The sequence below is a fragment of the Mesorhizobium sp. M0293 genome, from assembly GCF_040321735.1.
Classification (GTDB): Bacteria; Pseudomonadota; Alphaproteobacteria; order Rhizobiales; family Rhizobiaceae; genus Mesorhizobium.
In genome coordinates this window covers 128,909-145,889 of the sequence record NZ_JAMYSA010000002.1, presented here as the reverse complement: position 1 = coordinate 145,889, position 16,981 = coordinate 128,909, and the positions used below count along the sequence as shown (strand labels likewise).

General features: G+C 63.2%; 18 protein-coding genes. 5 read left to right on the top strand and 13 right to left on the bottom strand.

Annotated features, from left to right (window positions below):
- Positions 1–115: 115 nt before the first annotated feature.
- Positions 116–523 (top strand): carboxymuconolactone decarboxylase family protein, encoded by a 408-nt coding sequence (locus NKJ06_RS01710; protein WP_109661016.1) that lies wholly within the window; start codon positions 116–118, stop codon positions 521–523.
- Between the two features lie 7 nt (positions 524–530).
- Here NKJ06_RS01710 and NKJ06_RS01705 read toward each other — a convergent pair whose 3' ends face one another.
- The 12 genes from NKJ06_RS01705 to NKJ06_RS01650 form a co-directional block, all read right to left on the bottom strand.
- A complete protein-coding gene (locus NKJ06_RS01705; RefSeq protein WP_352634105.1) occupies positions 531–1,418 on the bottom strand; it encodes an amidohydrolase family protein in 888 nt (295 codons plus the stop codon).
- Positions 1,418–2,515, bottom strand: coding sequence for a vWA domain-containing protein (locus NKJ06_RS01700; RefSeq protein WP_502905578.1), 1,098 nt, complete (start codon positions 2,513–2,515; stop codon positions 1,418–1,420). The genes NKJ06_RS01705 and NKJ06_RS01700 overlap by 1 nt, the downstream gene beginning before the upstream one ends.
- Before the next feature lie 167 nt (positions 2,516–2,682).
- Positions 2,683–3,564, bottom strand: coding sequence for an AAA family ATPase (locus NKJ06_RS01695; RefSeq protein ID WP_352634046.1), 882 nt, complete (start codon positions 3,562–3,564; stop codon positions 2,683–2,685).
- A gap of 8 nt (positions 3,565–3,572) precedes the next feature.
- The gene (locus NKJ06_RS01690) at positions 3,573–4,577 is read right to left on the bottom strand and encodes a xanthine dehydrogenase family protein molybdopterin-binding subunit (protein ID WP_352634044.1); all 1,005 of its coding nucleotides are present in this window, start codon (positions 4,575–4,577) and stop codon (positions 3,573–3,575) included.
- A 1-nt stretch (position 4,578) separates the two neighbouring features.
- A complete protein-coding gene (locus NKJ06_RS01685; RefSeq protein ID WP_352634043.1) occupies positions 4,579–5,946 on the bottom strand; it encodes a xanthine dehydrogenase family protein molybdopterin-binding subunit in 1,368 nt (455 codons plus the stop codon).
- A 126-nt stretch (positions 5,947–6,072) separates the two neighbouring features.
- The gene (locus NKJ06_RS01680; protein ID WP_352634042.1) at positions 6,073–6,555 is read right to left on the bottom strand and encodes a (2Fe-2S)-binding protein; all 483 of its coding nucleotides are present in this window, start codon (positions 6,553–6,555) and stop codon (positions 6,073–6,075) included.
- Positions 6,556–6,616: 61 nt separating this feature from the next.
- Positions 6,617–7,411, bottom strand: coding sequence for an FAD binding domain-containing protein (locus NKJ06_RS01675; RefSeq protein ID WP_352634040.1), 795 nt, complete (start codon positions 7,409–7,411; stop codon positions 6,617–6,619).
- Between the two features lie 13 nt (positions 7,412–7,424).
- Positions 7,425–7,868 (bottom strand): SRPBCC family protein, encoded by a 444-nt coding sequence (locus tag NKJ06_RS01670; protein WP_352634039.1) that lies wholly within the window; start codon positions 7,866–7,868, stop codon positions 7,425–7,427.
- Between the two features lie 119 nt (positions 7,869–7,987).
- Positions 7,988–8,815, bottom strand: a complete 828-nt coding sequence (locus NKJ06_RS01665) for an AraC family transcriptional regulator (protein WP_352634037.1) — start codon at positions 8,813–8,815, stop codon at positions 7,988–7,990.
- 184 nt (positions 8,816–8,999) lie between these two features.
- Entirely contained in the window at positions 9,000–9,767 is a 768-nt protein-coding gene (locus NKJ06_RS01660) for an SDR family oxidoreductase (protein WP_352634035.1), read from the bottom strand.
- A gap of 87 nt (positions 9,768–9,854) precedes the next feature.
- A complete protein-coding gene (locus NKJ06_RS01655; RefSeq protein WP_352634033.1) occupies positions 9,855–10,853 on the bottom strand; it encodes an ABC transporter permease in 999 nt (332 codons plus the stop codon).
- Positions 10,854–10,893: 40 nt separating this feature from the next.
- Entirely contained in the window at positions 10,894–11,634 is a 741-nt protein-coding gene (locus tag NKJ06_RS01650; RefSeq protein WP_352634031.1) for an ATP-binding cassette domain-containing protein, read from the bottom strand.
- A gap of 492 nt (positions 11,635–12,126) precedes the next feature.
- On the opposite strand from NKJ06_RS01650, the gene NKJ06_RS01645 reads away from it, so the two are divergent.
- Together NKJ06_RS01645 and NKJ06_RS01640 are read left to right on the top strand one after the other, a co-directional pair.
- Positions 12,127–13,116: a sugar-binding protein gene (locus NKJ06_RS01645; RefSeq protein WP_352634030.1), complete on the top strand. Its 990-nt coding sequence runs from the start codon at positions 12,127–12,129 to the stop codon at positions 13,114–13,116.
- A 221-nt stretch (positions 13,117–13,337) separates the two neighbouring features.
- On the top strand, positions 13,338–14,081 hold the full coding sequence (locus NKJ06_RS01640; protein WP_352634028.1) for a FadR/GntR family transcriptional regulator: 744 nt from the start codon (positions 13,338–13,340) through the stop codon (positions 14,079–14,081).
- Positions 14,082–14,105: 24 nt separating this feature from the next.
- On the opposite strand, the gene NKJ06_RS01635 is transcribed toward NKJ06_RS01640, so the two are convergent.
- Positions 14,106–15,044 (bottom strand): NAD(P)-dependent oxidoreductase, encoded by a 939-nt coding sequence (locus NKJ06_RS01635; protein ID WP_352634026.1) that lies wholly within the window; start codon positions 15,042–15,044, stop codon positions 14,106–14,108.
- Between the two features lie 118 nt (positions 15,045–15,162).
- Between NKJ06_RS01635 and NKJ06_RS01630 the strand changes: the two genes are divergently transcribed.
- A complete protein-coding gene (locus tag NKJ06_RS01630) occupies positions 15,163–16,059 on the top strand; it encodes an NAD-dependent epimerase/dehydratase family protein (protein WP_352808701.1) in 897 nt (298 codons plus the stop codon).
- Between the two features lie 136 nt (positions 16,060–16,195).
- Positions 16,196–16,972 (top strand): FadR/GntR family transcriptional regulator, encoded by a 777-nt coding sequence (locus tag NKJ06_RS01625; RefSeq protein ID WP_352808699.1) that lies wholly within the window; start codon positions 16,196–16,198, stop codon positions 16,970–16,972.
- Positions 16,973–16,981 lie beyond the last annotated feature (9 nt).

Below are 16,981 nucleotides of genomic sequence, written 5' to 3'. Positions count from 1 at the left end.
TGCCTCGGCTAATCTTCAACGCTATTGCGCGCCAGAAACTGAGTCAAAGAAGCGGTTAGCCGCCTTTGCTCGAAACTTGATTTAACGTTCATCGATCGAAACGAAAGGATCACGCATGGCCACCACAAGACTTCTCAGCGATGCCGAGGTGGAGAAAATCCCGGCGGTGAAGGCCGTGTTCGACGACATCCGCGCGACGCGCAAATCCGATTTCGTCAACAATTTCTGGCGTGGGCTGGCCAATGATCCGCCGGCGTTGAAGCGGATCTGGGAACAGCTGAAGGTGGTGATGGTCGCCGACAGCGCCATCGATCCGCTGACCAAGGAAATGATCTACATCGCGGTGTCGACCGCCAATGGCTGCTCGTACTGCGTTCACTCGCACACCGCCGCTGCTCGTGCGAAAGGCATGACCGATGCGCAGCATGGCGAGCTGGTGTCGATCATCGGACTCGCCGGCCAGACCAACCATCTGGTGACCGCGATGCAGATTCCGGTCGATCCGCAGTTCGAGGTGAAGTGAAGGGTGCCTATACCGGCTGGTAAACCTTCTCCGCCGTGTTCCAGAAGATATCCGCCTCCGCCGCCGCACCATGTTTCGCCACCGCATTGCGGTGCGCCTTGATCAGTTCGGCGTGGCTGGTCCACAGCTTTTCAATCGGGAAGTTCGAGCCGAACATCAGATGGTCGGCGCCCAGTTTCTCGATCGCATTGTCGACGATATAGGCAATCAGAGCTGGGTCGTTGCCGTGGACGAAGGTGCCGAGGCCGGAGAGCTTGGCGTAGAGATTGGGCGCCGCCGAGAGCGTGCGCAGGCCTTCCTTCCAGGCTTCGGTGGTTTCCGGCTCCATGCCGGTCAGCATTCCGGCATGGGTGAGGATGAAGTTCGTCTCCGGGTTCTCGCCGACCAGCGTCAGGCCGTCCTTTATCTGAGCAGGGAAAAGCTGCAGATCGAAGGACAGGTCATAGTCCTTCAGGCGCGCTACATTCGCTCGCACCTTGCGGTCTATGACCTGATCGGCCGAGGCGGCGAAACGGAAGGCCGGCGTCTCGTGCCAGTGTAGTTGCATGCGCACGCCGCGCAGCAGCGGATATTTTTTTAAGCGATCGATCTGGGGCCTGATGTCGTCGACGGTCATGTCGGTATAGCCGACGATGGCATGCGGCCAGCCGGTCTCGTCAGCGGTCTTCTGCAGGAAGGCGACTTCCTTCTCGAAATCCTCCTTGGCCCAGTTGGTCTGGACATAGACGGCCTTTTCGACGCCGGATCCCTTCTGATCGGCCAGAAACTCCTCGATCGGATAGTCGCGGCGGATCGGCTCGTAAGGGCCGAAGATGCGCGGCACCATCGGGCCGACCAGCCACGGCTGATCCTTTTGGCGCCAGATGTGGAAATGCGCGTCGATTGCTTTCTGCATCACGAAACCCTCTTCCAGATTGCAGCCGCCGCCGGGGCAGGGCGGGCGAGCGACAGGATGAAATCGGTGAGGCCGGCAAGCGACGAACCGTCGACCAGATCGTCGAGGTCAGGCAGGATGGCACGCAATGCCGCCGTCGCCGGCCGGAAGCGCGGATCGCCGGCCAAAGGTGTGGCCAGCGACAGCCGGAAGGCGCGGGCCCTTAGCCGCCGCATCGCCATCTCCAGCTCGCCATGATCGCCGCGCTCCAGCGCGTCGGACAGGATGACGACCGCTGCACCGCGCGCGAAGGCGGAAAAGCGCGGCACCGACAGGAAAGCGAGCAGCGTCGGTCCCATGCGGGTGCCGCCGCCCCAGTCGTCGACCTGGGCGGCGGCGCGGGCCAATGCCTGGTCGCGGTCGCGAATGCGCAGCGCCGACGTGATGCGGGTCAGCCGCGTGCCGAAGGTGAAGATCTCGGCCCGGTCCGCGCCTTGCACGGCGGCATGCGCGAGCTTCAGATAGTCCGCGGTGTGCAGCTTCATCGAGCCGGACACGTCGATCAGGATCAGCAGCTTGCGCGGCACGGTCTGGCGGCGGCGCAGCAGCGGTGAGGGGACATCGCCATCGGCGCTGACGATTTCGCGCAGCGATCGGCGCAGATCGAGCTTGCCGCGCGAATGGGTGCGCACGGTGCGGAACGAGCGGCGGGCGGGCAGGGCCGAAGCGAGCTTGTGGCGGAAAGCGGCAAGGCCGTCATCGTCGCGCTGGAAGTCGCGGCTGCTCAGTTGCTCCAGGGCAGAGGACAGCTCGCCGCCCTCTTGCTGCCGGTCGGCTTCGATCTGCTGTTCGTCGGCGCCGCCATCGTCCTTGATGCGGGTTTCCTCGTCCGCGTCGCCTTCGACCACCGCGGATATATTGCCGTAGAAATGGCTCTGGAAATGCGCCTCGAATTCGTCGCGACGGTCGGGCGGCGGCGCTAGCGTCGCGAGCGCTGCCTCGCGGATGTCGGCCATCGAGCGCGGCCCGAGCAGCGTCACCGCCTGCATGAAGCCGGAGACTTGTTCGGGCGCTACAGCAAAGCCGTAGCGGCGCAGAAGGCGGCCGAAGCCGAGCAAGGGGGTGGCCGCGCGGGGTAAGCTCTCCTCTCCCCGTTCACGGGGAGAGGATGCCGGCAGGCAGGTGAGGGGCGGCGCCAACGTTCGAGGTTCGCGCTGCCCCTCATCCGCCCCTTCGGGGCACCTTCTCCCCGTGAACGGGGTGAAGGGGTCGTTGAGGTCCCGGCTCACGCCAGCGCCTCCTCGACAATCCGGCCAAGTTCCGGCGCTATGTAGGACAGATCCTCCTCGTCCTTGATGAGCACGCCGATGGCGCGGCGGAAGGCTTCCGGCCACGGGCTGCCGCCTTTTTCGAGGATGGTGGCGGCATTGGCCCATTCGACCGCTTCGGCGATCCCTGGCGGCTTTGCCAGCGGGCGAGCCCGGATGGTCTGTACGGCTGCCGTCACCGCGCGTGCGGTGGCTTGCGCCACATTGCCGGCGCGCAGCATGATGATGGCGGCCTCGCGCTCGGCGTCGGGATAGCCGATCCAGTGATAGACGCAGCGGCGGCGCAGCGCCTCGGCGAGTTCCCGAGTGCGGTTCGAGGTCAGGATGACGATCGGCTGTGCTGCGGCGCGGATGGTGCCACGCTCGGGAATGCTGATCTGGAAATCGGAAAGGAATTCCAGAAGCAGCGCTTCGAATTCATGGTCCGAGCGGTCGATCTCATCGACCAGAAGCACGCGCTGCTCGGGCGCCTTCAGCACCTGCAGCAGCGGCCGGGCGATCAGGAAACGGTCGTCGTAGATGTCGATCTCATGCTCGCCGGCATGGCGGATGGCGAGCAGCTGGCGCTGGTAATTCCATTCGTAGAGCGCATGCGCGGCGTCAATGCCTTCGTAGCATTGCAGCCGCACCAGATCGCGGCCGAGCAGCGCGGCGATCGCCTTGGCCGCTTCCGTCTTGCCGACACCCGGCGCGCCTTCGAGCAGCAGCGGCTTGCCCAGCCGGATCGCCAGAAAGATGGCGGTCGAAAGGCTTTCATCGGCCAGATAGCGCGAGGCGGCCAGATGCCGCGCCACCACCTCCGGCGAGGTCGCGACAGTCTCGGCGCTTGTCCCGGTCATTTCGGCCCTCAGCTTACCGCTTGCGCCTTCAGCGCGCGCAGGATGCGCTCCGGCGTGATCGGCAGCGTGTCGATGCGCACGCCGACGGCGTCGAAGACCGCATTGGCGACGGCGGGGATTTGCGGGTTGGCGCACATTTCGCCCGGTCCCTTGGCGCCATAGGGTCCGTCCGCCGAGGGACGCTCAAGAACGATGATCTCGGTTTGCGCAAGATCGCCGGGGCCGGGCATCAGATATTGGTTGAAGTCGGTGCCGCCATGGTCGCGGTTGGGGTAGTAGGGTTCGGTGGTCTCGTAGAGCGCGTGGCTGATGCCCATCCAGGAGCCGCCAACCAGCTGCTGCTCCACCATCTTCGGGTTCAACGCGCGGCCGATCTCGAAGATGTTCTTGACCGTCAGCACGGTCACCTCGCCGGTCTCGTCATCGACCTCGACCTCGGCCACGGTGCAGGCATGCGCGTAGCAGGTCGACGGCTTCATCGCGCCGGTTTCCTTCTCTGGATAGGAGCGCGGGATCAGGAACATGCCGCGGCCGGAGATCGAGCGGCCGCGCTTGAAATGCGCCGACAGCGCGACATCGAAGATCGAGATCGACTTCTGCGGCGCGCCCTTGACCAGGATGTTGCCTTGGCCGTCGGTCTCGAGGTCGGAGGCATTGACCTCCAGTTCCTCGGCCGCCACCTCCAGCATCACCTGGCGGGCTTCCCTGGCGGCCTGGATGACGGCATTGCCGGCGCGGTGCGTGCCTCGCGAGGCGAAGGTTCCCATGCAATGCGGGCCGGTGTCGGTGTCGGCGGTGTCGACGACGACGCGGTCGGTCGGCACGCCGATCGTCTCGGCGCAGATCTGCGCCATGATCTGCTTCATGCCCTGGCCGAGATCGACGCTGGACAGCGTCACCATGAAATTGCCGGTCGGCGTCGAATGCACCAGCGCCTGGGTCGGGTCGCCGCCGAGGTTCATGCCTGTGGGATAATTGATCGCGGCGACGCCGCGTCCGCGCCTGATCGCCATCTCAAACTCCCTTCACGTAGGAGGACATCGCCATGAATTTCTCCGCCACCGGCCAGTTGGCGGCGCGCGAGGCTTCCTGCATGCACTCGATCAGCGCTGCGCCCTCGGTCGGCTGGCGGTGCGCCTTCATGTCGCCGTCGCGATAGGCGTTGATGAAGCGGAATTCGAGCGGGTCCATGCCGATCAGCCGCGCCAGCTTGTCCATCTGCACCTCCAGCGCGAAGTCGCCAATGGTGACGCCGAAGCCGCGCATGGCGGAGGAGGGCGTGCGGTTGGTGTAGACGCAGTAGGTATCGATCCAGACATTGGGGATCGTGTACGGGCCGGGATAGTGCCCGGCGCCTTTCTGCGCGCCGTAAGGCGAATGGCGGGAATAGGCGCCGGCATCGGTGTAGCCGGTGACCTTGCGCGCGACGATACGGCCGTCCTTCATGACGCCGTCCTTGATGACGACCTTTTCGGCCGCGCGAGGTGACGATATCTGCATCTCCTCCTCGCGGCTGTAGATAAAACAGACCGGTCGCCCGGTTAATTTTGCGCCGAGGATGGCGATCGGCTCGACGATGACGTCGACCTTGCCGCCAAAGCCGCCGCCGACGGTGCCGCCGACGAAATGCAATTTGCTGCCGGGCATCTGCAGGATGATCGAGGTGTTGTCGAGGGTGAAGAACATCGCCTGCGTGTTGGTGTAGCAGGTGAAGCGGTCATTGCCTTGGGGCGCGACGACGCAGCCCGTCGTCTCGGTGGGCGCATGCTCGATCGGCGAGGACTGGTAGCTCTGCTCCAGGATGTGGTCGGCGCCGGCGAAACCCGCCTCGACATCGCCGAAGCGCACCTTGCGGCACTCGCCGCTGTCATAGAGGTAGTAGTTCTGGCCGTGGTACTCATTGACCAGAGGCGCGCCGGGCTTCAGCGCCTCTTCCATGTCGAAGACGGCTGGCAGCACCTCGTAGTCGACCTTGACCTTGGCGGCAGCCTCTTGCGCGGCGCGCTCGGTCTCGGCCAGCACCGCCACCACGGCCTCGCCCTTCCAGCGCACCTTGCCGTCGGCCAGCACGGTTTCGTCCTCCGGCCCGATCTGGATCAGGATGAGGATGGTGTAGACATTGTGCGGCACGTCCTTGGCGGTCAGAATTTTCACCACGCCCGGATGCTTTTCCGCCTCCGAGGTGTCGATCGAGCGGATGCGGGCATGGTGATGCGGGCTGCGCACCATCTTCAGGTGCAGCATGCCGGGGAAGTTGCGGTCAGCGAAAAAGGCGGTCTTGCCGGTGACATGGCCGGGCGAATCCGAGCGTGGCCTCGGCTGGCCGATCTCGTGCAGATCGTCCTTGCGGACATCGGCGAAGTAGCTCTTGCGCAGTTCCATTCTTTTGTTCCCTCAGAGCATGATGCCGAAAAGTGTGAAGCGGTTTTCGGACGACATCATGCTCTATCTCTTTGATTTAGAGGCGGATTCAGATTTCAGGTCGAATCGACCTGAAATCATCCGGCTCTAGGCCGCGTTCTGAGAGTTGGAACGCGCGGCGGTCAGCACCGCCTGGATGATCGGCTCGTAGCCGGTGCAGCGGCAGATGTTGCCCGACAGCGCCTCGACCACCTCATCGCGGCTGGGGTCGGGCGTGTGGCCGAGCAGCACCTTGGCGGCCATGATCATGCCCGGCGTGCAGAAGCCGCATTGCGTGGCGAAGGCGTCGAGGAAGGCACGCTGCAGCGGGTGCAGCACGCCGGCTTCCGAAAGCCCCGACGTCGTGGTGATGGCGGCACCGTTACAGGTCTCGGCCAGCGTCAGGCAGGAGAGCCTGAGTTCGCCGTCGATGATGACCGAGCAGGCACCACAAGTGCCCTGATGGCAGCCGCCCTTCGGCGAGGTGTCGCCAATCTTGTCGCGCAAGGCGTGCAGCAGCGTCGTGCCGCTGTCGACGAATTCGGCCGTTTCCGCGCCGTTGAGCGTGAACTGAACCGGAACCTTTGCCATATTTTCCCTCCCAGCGCGCCTGCCCGAACCATCGGACAGACGCGGGCCCCCGAACGAAATATTATGCGATCAACAGCCGGCCGAGATGGACCGGCAGCACTTCGTTGCGATACCAGGCGCTGGCAATCGGATCGGTGATCGGCGAGGTGCCCTCGACCGCGACGGCCAATGCCGGCGCGATGCCGTCCCTGGTCAGGCTACGGCCGATCAGCGCTTTTTCCGCCGCTTTGGCACGCATTGGCCGGTCCGCCATGCAGCCCAGTGCAATCCGCGCCGAAGACACGGTGCCACCCGGCGCCAGTTCCAGAACGCTGGCGATACTGAGCACCGAGACGCCCTTGGGCTTGATCCGCGACACTTTCAGGAAGCGGAAACTGTCGGCCTTCGGAAGCGTGAAGCTCACGGAAGTGATGATGGCGCTGCTGCCTTCCCGATTGGCCAGGAAGGTCTCGATCGGCGTTTCGCCGTCATCGGCGCCGACAATGGCGTCGAGCGCCAGCAGGACAACAGCGAAATCGCCATAGGGAGCCGGCGCGAACAGATTGCCGCCGACGGTCGCCATGTTGCGGACTGCCGGGCCACCAACGGCGCGGGCGGCCTTGGCAAGGTCGCCGAGGTCCGGATGGCGGGCGATCGCCGCCATGGTCACCGAAGCGCCGATGCGGACCTTGCCGCCAGCGACAGCGATGGTGGACAGCGACGGCTCGGTCGACCTGACAAGGCCGGAGACCGAAACATCGCCTTCATTGGCGGCGCGGACCACGAGTGTACCGCCACCGAGATAGCGAGTGCCAGCGGCTTTCAGCGCCGCGTTGGCGTCCTTAACCGTTGCAAAAGTCTGCAGTGCTAGCGCCATGGCTTGGCTCCTGTCAGCTCTGGCCGGCAAAATGGCTTTTCAGGGCGTTGAAGCCGCCCTGAAAAACATTGGCGCCCATGCCCTCGGCCAGCTTGTCGGCTTCCTCGGGTGCTGCGTCGAAGCTGGCGGTCCATTCGGCATAGGTGCGGTCGCCATCGGTGACGCGACGCAACTGCAGCGTCGCCTTGTGGTTGGTCAGCGGTTGCGGAGTTTCCAGGATTGAATAGCTGACGAGGAAATTCTGATCGGAGAAGTCGAGCAGCTTTTCGCGGATACGTGCTCCGCTGGCGAGCTGGAAGTTGCGCACGCAGCCTATCGTCGAAGCGTCCTTGCCGTCCTCGATATGGCTTTCCACCATGCGCGGATGCCAGCCAGGCAGACCGTTGAAATCGCGTACGCGCGCCCAGACCTTTTCGACCGGCGCGTCGATAACGCTGGAGATGGTGACTTTCGCCATATGGATATTCCCTTGCAAATGCGACAGCTGGGCAAGGGTAGGGCGGCCATTTCAGGGACGCTTATCAATGCGTCTTGAACGCCTATCAAGGAGTCTGAAAAAGGGTGGCGGCGGTCGGTTCAGGCGATCGCCCGCGCGGCCTCGCGGTAGAGCGTCGGCGGCACGCCGACATGGTCGCGGAAGAAGCGCGAGAAATTGCCCTGTGTGGTGAAGCCGAGATTGCAGGCGACCGAGATCAGCGGCTCCTGCGACCACTGCAACTGCCGCACTGCTTCCTCCATGCGCAACGTGTTCCAGTACACATTGGGGGTCAGATTGGTCTGCTCCTTGAACAGTGCGAAGAAATGCGGCCGCGACAGGCCGACACTGCGCGCCACGTCGTCGAAGCAGATGCGCTCGCAGACATTGGCCTTCATCAACTGGATCGCCTTGCGGACACGGAAATCCTGCATCGTGTTGATGCGAACACGGGCCTCCTGCGGCGCCGAGGCGTCGTCGGCGTCGAGCACTGAGTCGATGAAACGCTCGATCTCGTAATTGGCAATATCGTCGACGCTCTCATTGTCGCTGAGATGGTCGAGCAGATTGGCGGCGGCCTGATGCAGCCAGGGCTCCAGCGTGATCGCGGCTTGCGCAAACAGCGGCGCGGACGCAGGCAGGTCGCGGCGGCGCCGCGCCCAGTCCGGATCGATGTAGAAGGCGAGAAACAGACCGGGCGTCCCGTTTTGCGACAGAACATGGCTGTGCGGCTGGAAGGAGTTGATGCCGGCGGCTGTGTCGGGTCCGAGCCGCACGGTCTCGCGGCCGATGGTCATCTCCCCGGCCGTGCCTTCCAACCAGATGATCAGATGCGCCTCGACATGGGCATGGGTGACGAAGTCGCTTGCGACATTGAGGACAGAAACATGTCCGAACCGGCCCCAGTAGAGCCTGATCGCTTCCGTCATGGGTATTCCTCCCGCAGACGACTGGCCTCCCTTCGCCTGCAACGGGGATAGTGCGGCTGAGTTTGGGCCTGCGTCAAGACGGGCGTTCGTGCCGAGCGTGGAGGACGGCTGATGCGGGCGGATTTTCAGACTGAGCGATAGGTTTCCCCTTCTCCCACAAGAAGGGGAAGGGAAGAGCGCCCCCTCAAACAGAAGCCGTCATGCCGCCATCGACGTAAAGCGTATGGCCGTTGACGAAGGAGGATGCGTCGGAGGCGAGGAACACGGCGGCGCCGATCAGTTCGTCGACATTGCCCCAGCGCCCGGCGGGCGTGCGCTTTTCCAGCCAGGAGGAAAATTCCGGATTGTCGACCAGCGCCTGGTTCATCTCCGTGCGGAAATAACCGGGCGCGATCGCGTTGATCTGCAGGCCGTGTTTGGCCCAGTCGGCGCACATGCCCCGGGTCAGGTTCCTGATCGCGCCCTTGGTGGCGGTGTAAGGTGCGATGTTGGGCCGGGCCAGCTCGCTCTGCACGGAACCGATGTTGATGATCTTGCCCTTGCCGCGCGGGATCATGTGGCGGGCGACCGCCTTGCCGGCATGGAAGGCGCCCGACACATTGGTCTTGAACAGCCGCTCCCATTGCTCCTCGGGAAAATCCTCGAGCGGGGCGCGGAACTGCACGCCGGCATTGTTGATGAGGATATCGATGGCGCCGATCTCGGACTCGATTCGGGCAATGTCCGTGTCGACCGTCTGAAAATCGGTAACGTCGAAGGTCGAGGCGTGCGCCTTGAAGCCGGCGGCACGCAGCTTTTCGACGGCGCCGTCGATCCTGGCGGCATCGCGGCCGTTCAGCACCACGCTCGCCCCGTGTTCAGCGAGACCGCGAGCCAAGGCAAAACCTATGCCTTGGCCAGAACCGGTAATCAGCGCAAGCCGCCCATCGAGGCTGAAAAGGGAGCTTGTCACGGACTGTTTTGTCGTTTGACCATGATCTCTGGGCAAACGGTTCCGTTTGTCCGAGAAAACCGGTTTCCACTTTTCGGGATCATGGTCTTAATCGCTGCGGCGGAAATTGCGGATGCGGTCGAACAGCACCGCCAGCAGGATGGCGCCGCCGATGAATACGCCTTGCCAGAAGGCATTGATGCCGAGAAGGCCAAGACTGTTGCGGATCACTTCGATCAGGGCGGCGCCGACGATGGCGCCGAAGGCAGTGCCGACGCCCCCGGCCAGATTGGCGCCGCCGATGACGGTGGCGGCGATCACCTGCAACTCCATGCCGGTGCCGAGATTGGTGGTGACGGCGCCCAGCCAGCCGGTCTGGATGATGCCGGCAATGCCTGCCGACAGCGCCGAGATCATGTAGACGGCAACCTTGATCTTGCGCACCGGGACGCCGGTCAGCGTCGCCGCATGTTCGTTGCCGCCAATGGCGAAGATATGCCGGCCGAATTTGGTCCAGCGCAGGATGAAGCCGGTGATCAGCGCCAGAACGATCATGTAAAGAACCGGATTGGCGATCCCGAACACCCAGGCGCCGCCGCCCAATGCCAGCAGTTTGGCGTGGTCTGGCCCGAACTGGAAGACGACGGTGTTGTTGGAGGCGACCATCGCCAGGCTGCGGGCGATCGACAGCACACCGAGCGTCACCACGAACGGTGGAAAGCCAAGGTAGGCGATCAGGACGCCGTTGAAGGCGCCGATGGCGAGCGCGGTTGCGATAGAGGCCAGAATGCCGACCTCGATCGAGTAGCCGGCATGCATGGTGACGGCCAGCACCATCGATGACAGGCACAGCACCGAGCCGACCGACAGGTCGATGCCGCCGGTGATGATGACGAAGGTCATGCCGAGCGCGATGATAGCGACGAAGGTGATGTTGCGGGTAATGTTGTAGAGGTTTTTCGACGTGGCGAAGGCGTCGGTGGCAAACGATAGGAACAGGCAGGCGAGGATGACGGAGATCACCACCCAGAAAGTCTGGCTGGCAAACAGCCTTGCCAGCAAGGATTGCTGCTTGTGCTCGATCGGCTGGTCAATTGTCAGTGCCATCGTTGACCTTCATCTGCTGTCATAGTGAAAACGCTTGAAATCAAACCTGTTCGATGGCGCCGGTAATCAGCCCGGTGACTTCCTCGGGCGAACTCGACGCAATCGTCTTGTCGGCGACCTTGCGGCCGCGCCGCATGACGATGACGCGGTCGGCGACGGTGAAGACATCCGGCATGCGGTGGCTGATCAGCACCACGGCGATGCCCTGGTCGCGCAAATGGCGGATCAGGTTCAGCACCTCGGCGACCTGGCGCACCGAAATTGCGGCCGTCGGTTCGTCCATCAGCACGATCTTGGCCTGCGACAGCATGGTGCGGGCAATCGCCACGGCCTGGCGCTGGCCACCCGACATCTGCTTGACGAGGTCGCGCGGACGGGTCTCGGACTTCAATTCGGCGAAGAGCTGGCCGGCGCGCTTGTACATCGTCGCATAATCGAGGATGCGGAGCGGCCCTAGGCCGCGGCGCAATTCGCGGCCGAGATAGACATTCGCCGCCGCGGTCAGATTGTTGCAGAGCGCCAGATCCTGATGGACGATCTCGATGCCGTGCTGGCGGGCTTCCGCCGGCTTGTGCAGGATCAATTCCTTGCCATCCATGTGCATGGTGCCATGGCTCGGGCGGAAATTGCCGGCGATCATCTTGACCAGCGTCGACTTGCCGGCGCCGTTGTCGCCCATCAGGCCGACCACCTGTCCAGGCTCGATCGACAGCGAAACGTCATTGACCGCCTGGATGGCGCCGAAATGCCTTGAGATGTTGGTGAGTTCGAGAACCGCCACCAGCCTTTACCTCCCGTGCCTTGCCTGCTTTTCCGGTGGACCGGGCGCAGCTTTCGCCACGCTTTTCCAGCTCCTCCCGGAAACAGCGCTGACCTGCATCTACGCGAATGCCTGCGCAGGCGTCAATTGTCAGACGAATAAGAATTGGCGATAGTCACGGAAATGCGGCCGGGGGCTGTTGCGAGACGGGGTTGAATCTTTCGAAAAATCAGTTTTGTAGGACAAATGGCATTGACGTTGGCCGCGAGCCGAGATTAGCTGAGCTTCGGAGGATTAAATCAATATACCGATCCCATGCCGGCCTGCCGCGCGGGATTATCAGAGGATTGTCGGTCGTTGCCAGTCAGTTTTCGATCTGGCTGACCGAAATGAAAATACTTATCGGCCTGGCGTATGACATGAGCGCTCGCACAACGACCCTCTGTCATCACGCATCCGGTCGATCTGTGTGGCGGGCACGCCGTGTCCGTCTGTTTCCAAGGGAGGACTGACATGAGGAAAACACTTTTGCTCGCCGCCGTCGCCGCCATGGCGCTTGGCGCCGGGCCGGCTTTGGCCAAGAAACAGCTCGTCATTGTCGTGAAAGGTCTCGACAATCCGTTCTTCGAAGCCATTCACCAGGGTTGCGAGAAATGGAACAAGGAAAACGCCAGCTCGGAATATGAGTGCTTCTACACCGGCCCGGCGTCGACTTCCGATGAAGCCGGCGAGGCGCAGATCGTCCAGGACATGCTGAGCAAGGCCGACACCGTGGCGATGGCGATTTCGCCGTCCAACGCCCCACTGATCGCGCAGACGATCAAGACCGCCAATCCGACGATCCCGATCATGACGCTCGATGCGGATCTCAGCAAGGAAGATGCAGCCCTTCGCAAGACCTATCTCGGCACCGACAACTATCTGATGGGTCACAAGATCGGCGAGTACATCAAGAAGGGCAAGCCGAACGGCGGCACGATCTGCACGATCGAGGGCAACCCGGCCGCCGACAACATCCTGCGCCGCGCCCAGGGCATGCGTGACGCACTGTCGGGCAAGGAGGGCCTTGCCGCACTTGCCGGTGAAGGTGGCTGGACCGAAGTTGCCGGCTGCCCGGTATTCACCAATGACGACGGCGCCAAGGGCGTGCAGGCGATGACCGACATCCTCGCCGCCAACCCCAAGCTCGACGCCTTCGGCATCATGGGCGGCTGGCCGCTGTTCGGCGCGCCGCAGCCCTATCGCGATCTGTTCGGACCGCTCAAGGACCGGATAGCCAGCAACGACTTCGTCGTCGGTGCCGCCGACACGATCGGCGACGAGGTGGCGATCGCCCGTGACGGCCTCGTGACCGCGCTTGTCGGTCAGCGGCCGTTCGAAATGGGCTACAAGGCACCGTCGGTGATGATCGACCTGGTCGAAGGCAAGGCCGTCGCCGATCCGGTGTTCACCGGCCTCGACGAATGCACCAAGGACACGGTCGACACCTGCATCCAGAAGTAGGTTCTCGATTTCGGGGCGCCCGGCAACGGGCGTCCCGTCACTCCTGAACGGGACGCAATGGTTGGGGCAACAGGCTCCGGCTTTCGCGCGTCCATGGTTTGGATTTTTCGGCAACGAGATCGGCGCGCCGCGTAAAGTTCGGACCTGTCCGGATGATAGGCGGCCGACGCATTGGAATGTGGATGCCGGACGAGAAGTCAAACAAACGCGCCGACCGGCCCATGGCACACGCCAGCCGCCATCCGGGCGTCATGCGGGTTACTGGTGCCGCGCACTTTCCGGGAGCGAGCGTTCATGTCTCGCTGGCCGGTGAAATTGGGCTGCGGATCGTGCGTGGCGACTATCCGCCCGGCACCATCCTGCCCAACGAAGCCAAATGGGCCGAGATCTTCAATGTCAGCCGTTCTGCGGTGCGCGAAGCCATCAAGATGCTGATGGCGAAAAGCCTGTTGGCATCGCGGCCCAAGATCGGCAGCTGGGTCGAGCCTAAGGAGCGCTGGAACCTGCTCGACCGCGACGTGCTTGCCTGGTACGCGACGGCGCCCGACCGCGAGGCTTTCCTGCGCACCGTGCAGGAGTTTCGTCACATCATCGAGCCGGAGGCGTCGGCCTTTGCCGCCACGCGGCGCAACGACGAACAGATGGCGGAGATCAGCCAGGCCTGCCGCGAAATGGGCGAGGCCTTGAGCCTGCAGGAGCGTATCCGTGCCGACACGCGTTTTCATCTGGCCATCCTTCGCGCCTCCGGCAACGACCTTCTGGTGCCGCTCGGCGTGTTGATCGAGTCGGCGCTCGATCATCTCTTCGCGTTCACGACGCAGCAGGTCAGCGACCAGCGGCAGGCGCAGAAGCTGCATGAAGCGATCGAGAAGAACATCCGCCTGCGGCGTCCAGCCGCGGCGCGCAACGCTGTGCACAAGCTGCTTGAAAACACCGACGATGGGATAGGACGGTGGAGGCGGTGATCGGCACCTGCGCCTGGCAAGCACTCAGATCGTTTGCTTCTTGCCATCCTTCATTGGCATCAGGTCGACGCCGTTGACCTTGCCGATATGGGTTGCCAGCATCGGCACGAATTGCTCGGCCGGGCCGGTGGCATGGGCGCCGGCGAAGGAGTTCTTGGTCGCGTTGCCGAGCGGGTTGGCGATGCCGGCCGCACCCGCCATCGATTCCAGATAGGTCAGGTCCTTGAAGGCATTGGCGATCGAGAATTTGTGGGCGTCGCGCTCGCCCTCCAGCGTCCAGCGCATGAAGGTCTGGTAGAAGCCGCAATCCATGCGGCCGTTGCGGATGACGCTGTCGAAGCGCGGCGGCGAGATGCCGACTTTCTGCGCAAGCGCCAATGCCTCGGCATAGATCGCGGCGTAGCCGAGCGAGATGAAATTGTTGAGCAGCTTCATGCGGTGGCCGTCGCCGGTGTCGCCGATATGGACGATGCGGCCGGCCCAGGTTTCGATCACCGGTTTCACCCTGGCAAAGAGAGCGTCCGGCGCGCCGACCATGGCGTCGAGCGTGCCTTCCCAGGCTTCCTTCGGCGTGCGGCTCAGCGGCGCGTCGACGAAATCGACGCCGAGCGCCTTCAGTTCCGCTGCCAGTGCCACCGTCGAGACTGGATCGGCGGTCGAGCAATCGACGACGACCGAGCCCTTCTTCAAACCCTCCTTGAGGCCGCCTGGGCCACGAATGATCGCTTCGACCTCGCGTGAGCCGGTGACGCAGATGAAGACGATTGTCGATGCCGCCGCCACATCGCGCGAGGTCGATGCTTCAGTGGCGCCGCGGCCAATAAGGTCTTCCGCCGGCTTGCGGTTCTTGCGGCCGAGAAAGGTCAGGCTGTAGCCCTTGTCGACGATGTTCTTGGCGATCCCGTGCCCCATCAGACCAAGGCCGATGAAGCCGATCTTTTCGCTCGCGGCAGTCGTATTCATGTCTTCAAGTCCTGTTGCAATGATTGATGTCAGGCGCTGCCGTTTTGCAGGCGAGGTGGTTGCGGATGGCGATATTGTCTGACAATACACATAAATCCCAGATGATGTGGAGAGCAAAATGACGAAGCGGATCATGTTCACCGGCGGCAGCGGCAAGGCCGGACGCCATGTCGTGCAATATCTGGTGGAGCAGGGCTGCCAGGTGCTCAACATCGACACCAAGCTGCTCGACAATCCCAAGGTGCGTACGCTGATCACCGACATCACCGACAGCGGGCAGGTGTTCAACGCGCTGTCGAGCTATATGGGCCTGCATGAATTCGACCCGTCGCTGCGCCCGCAGCCGGTCGATGCGGTGGTCCACTTTGCCGCCATCCCGCGCATCATGATCACCACCGACAACGAAGTGTTCCGCATCAATGCGCTCGGCACCTACAATGTCATCGAGGCGGCGGTGAAGCTCGGCATCCGCAAGGTTATCATCGCCTCGAGCGAGACGACCTATGGCCTCGTCTTCGCCAATGAGCCGCGTGATCCCAAATATTTCCCGCTCGACGAGGAGTACGATGTCGATCCGATGGACAGCTACGCGCTGTCCAAGGTCGTCAACGAGAAGACGGCTCGCGCCTTTGCGCAGCGCGATGGCACCGACATCTATGCCTTGCGCATCGGCAACGTCATCGAACCGCACGAATATTCGCTGTTTCCGAAATGGTTCGCCGACCCGGGTTTCCGCAAGCGCATCGCCTGGAGTTATGTCGATGCGCGCGACCTCGGCCAGATCACGCTGCGCGCCATCGAGAAGGACGGCCTCGGCTATCAGGTGTTCAACGCCGCCAACGACGATACCTCGTCCGATTTGCCGACCGCCGAACTCTTGAAGCGGTTCTATCCCGGCGTGCCGGTCAAGGCCGAACTCGGCGAATACGAGACGCTGCTCTCCAACCGCAAGGCGCGCGAGGTGCTCGGTTTCCGCCCGGAGCACAGCTGGCGCAGATACGTCAAGCAGGCCTAGGCATGTCGATATTCAGGTGATCTCGACATGCCAATCAAGCAGCGGATCGGGGCTGATCTGTGCACAGCGGCCGGCTTTGCGGCCCAAGCCGCTTGCCGCGCTTGACAGCACCCTCAATCCAGACTTTCTGGAGCCTATGCGGGACGCGAAGCCGAACAAGGAAAAATCGTCAGCGAAATCGGCCTCCACCGAGCGTCCCGCTGGCGTTCGCCGACCTGATGCGGCGCGCATTCCAGGGTCGAGCGTCCATGCCTCTCTGGCCAGCGAGATCGGCCTCAGGATCGTGCGCGGCGACTATCCGCCCGGAACCATCCTGCCCAACGAAGCGAAATGGTCGGAAACCTTCAGCGTCAGCCGCTCGGCGGTGCGCGAGGCGATCAAGATGCTGATGGCCAAGAGCCTCTTGGCCTCACGTCCCAAGATCGGCAGCTGGGTCGAGCCGAAGGAACGCTGGAACCTGCTCGATCGCGACGTGCTGGCCTGGTACGCGACGTCGCCGGATCGGGAAGTGTTTTTGAAGACCGTGCAGGAGTTCCGCCACATCATCGAGCCGGAAGCGACCGCCTTTGCCGCCATGCGGCGCACCGACGAACAGATGGCCGAGATCAGCCAGGCGTGCCAGGAGATGGGCGCGGCGACCAGCCTGCAGGAGCGCACCCGCGCCGACACGCGGTTTCACCTCGCCATTCTGCGCGCTTCGGGCAACGACCTTCTGGTGCCGCTCGGCGTGCTGATCGAATCCGCCTTCGATCATCTCTTTGCCTATACGACGCGGGAAATCGACGATCTCAACCACGCTCAGAAGCTGCACGAGGCGATCGAGAAGAACATCCGCCTGCAACGGCCGGACGCGGCGCGCAACGCCGTGCGCAAACTGCTCGCCAACACCGACGGCGTCATCCGCGCCCGGTAGGGTCTATCG

Coding starts and splice junctions, on each gene's coding strand:
- NKJ06_RS01640 (WP_352634028.1), top strand. CDS start 13,338: ATGGCACACGCCAGCCGCCATCCGGGCGTCATGCGGGTTACTGGTGCC.
- NKJ06_RS01705 (WP_352634105.1), bottom strand. CDS start 1,418: ATGCAGAAAGCAATCGACGCGCATTTCCACATCTGGCGCCAAAAGGAT.
- NKJ06_RS01625 (WP_352808699.1), top strand. CDS start 16,196: ATGCGGGACGCGAAGCCGAACAAGGAAAAATCGTCAGCGAAATCGGCC.
- NKJ06_RS01635 (WP_352634026.1), bottom strand. CDS start 15,044: ATGAATACGACTGCCGCGAGCGAAAAGATCGGCTTCATCGGCCTTGGT.
- NKJ06_RS01670 (WP_352634039.1), bottom strand. CDS start 7,868: ATGGCGAAAGTCACCATCTCCAGCGTTATCGACGCGCCGGTCGAAAAG.
- NKJ06_RS01695 (WP_352634046.1), bottom strand. CDS start 3,564: ATGACCGGGACAAGCGCCGAGACTGTCGCGACCTCGCCGGAGGTGGTG.
- NKJ06_RS01665 (WP_352634037.1), bottom strand. CDS start 8,815: ATGACGGAAGCGATCAGGCTCTACTGGGGCCGGTTCGGACATGTTTCT.
- NKJ06_RS01690 (WP_352634044.1), bottom strand. CDS start 4,577: ATGGCGATCAGGCGCGGACGCGGCGTCGCCGCGATCAATTATCCCACA.
- NKJ06_RS01655 (WP_352634033.1), bottom strand. CDS start 10,853: ATGGCACTGACAATTGACCAGCCGATCGAGCACAAGCAGCAATCCTTG.
- NKJ06_RS01685 (WP_352634043.1), bottom strand. CDS start 5,946: ATGGAACTGCGCAAGAGCTACTTCGCCGATGTCCGCAAGGACGATCTG.
- NKJ06_RS01710 (WP_109661016.1), top strand. CDS start 116: ATGGCCACCACAAGACTTCTCAGCGATGCCGAGGTGGAGAAAATCCCG.
- NKJ06_RS01645 (WP_352634030.1), top strand. CDS start 12,127: ATGAGGAAAACACTTTTGCTCGCCGCCGTCGCCGCCATGGCGCTTGGC.
- NKJ06_RS01675 (WP_352634040.1), bottom strand. CDS start 7,411: ATGGCGCTAGCACTGCAGACTTTTGCAACGGTTAAGGACGCCAACGCG.
- NKJ06_RS01680 (WP_352634042.1), bottom strand. CDS start 6,555: ATGGCAAAGGTTCCGGTTCAGTTCACGCTCAACGGCGCGGAAACGGCC.
- NKJ06_RS01630 (WP_352808701.1), top strand. CDS start 15,163: ATGACGAAGCGGATCATGTTCACCGGCGGCAGCGGCAAGGCCGGACGC.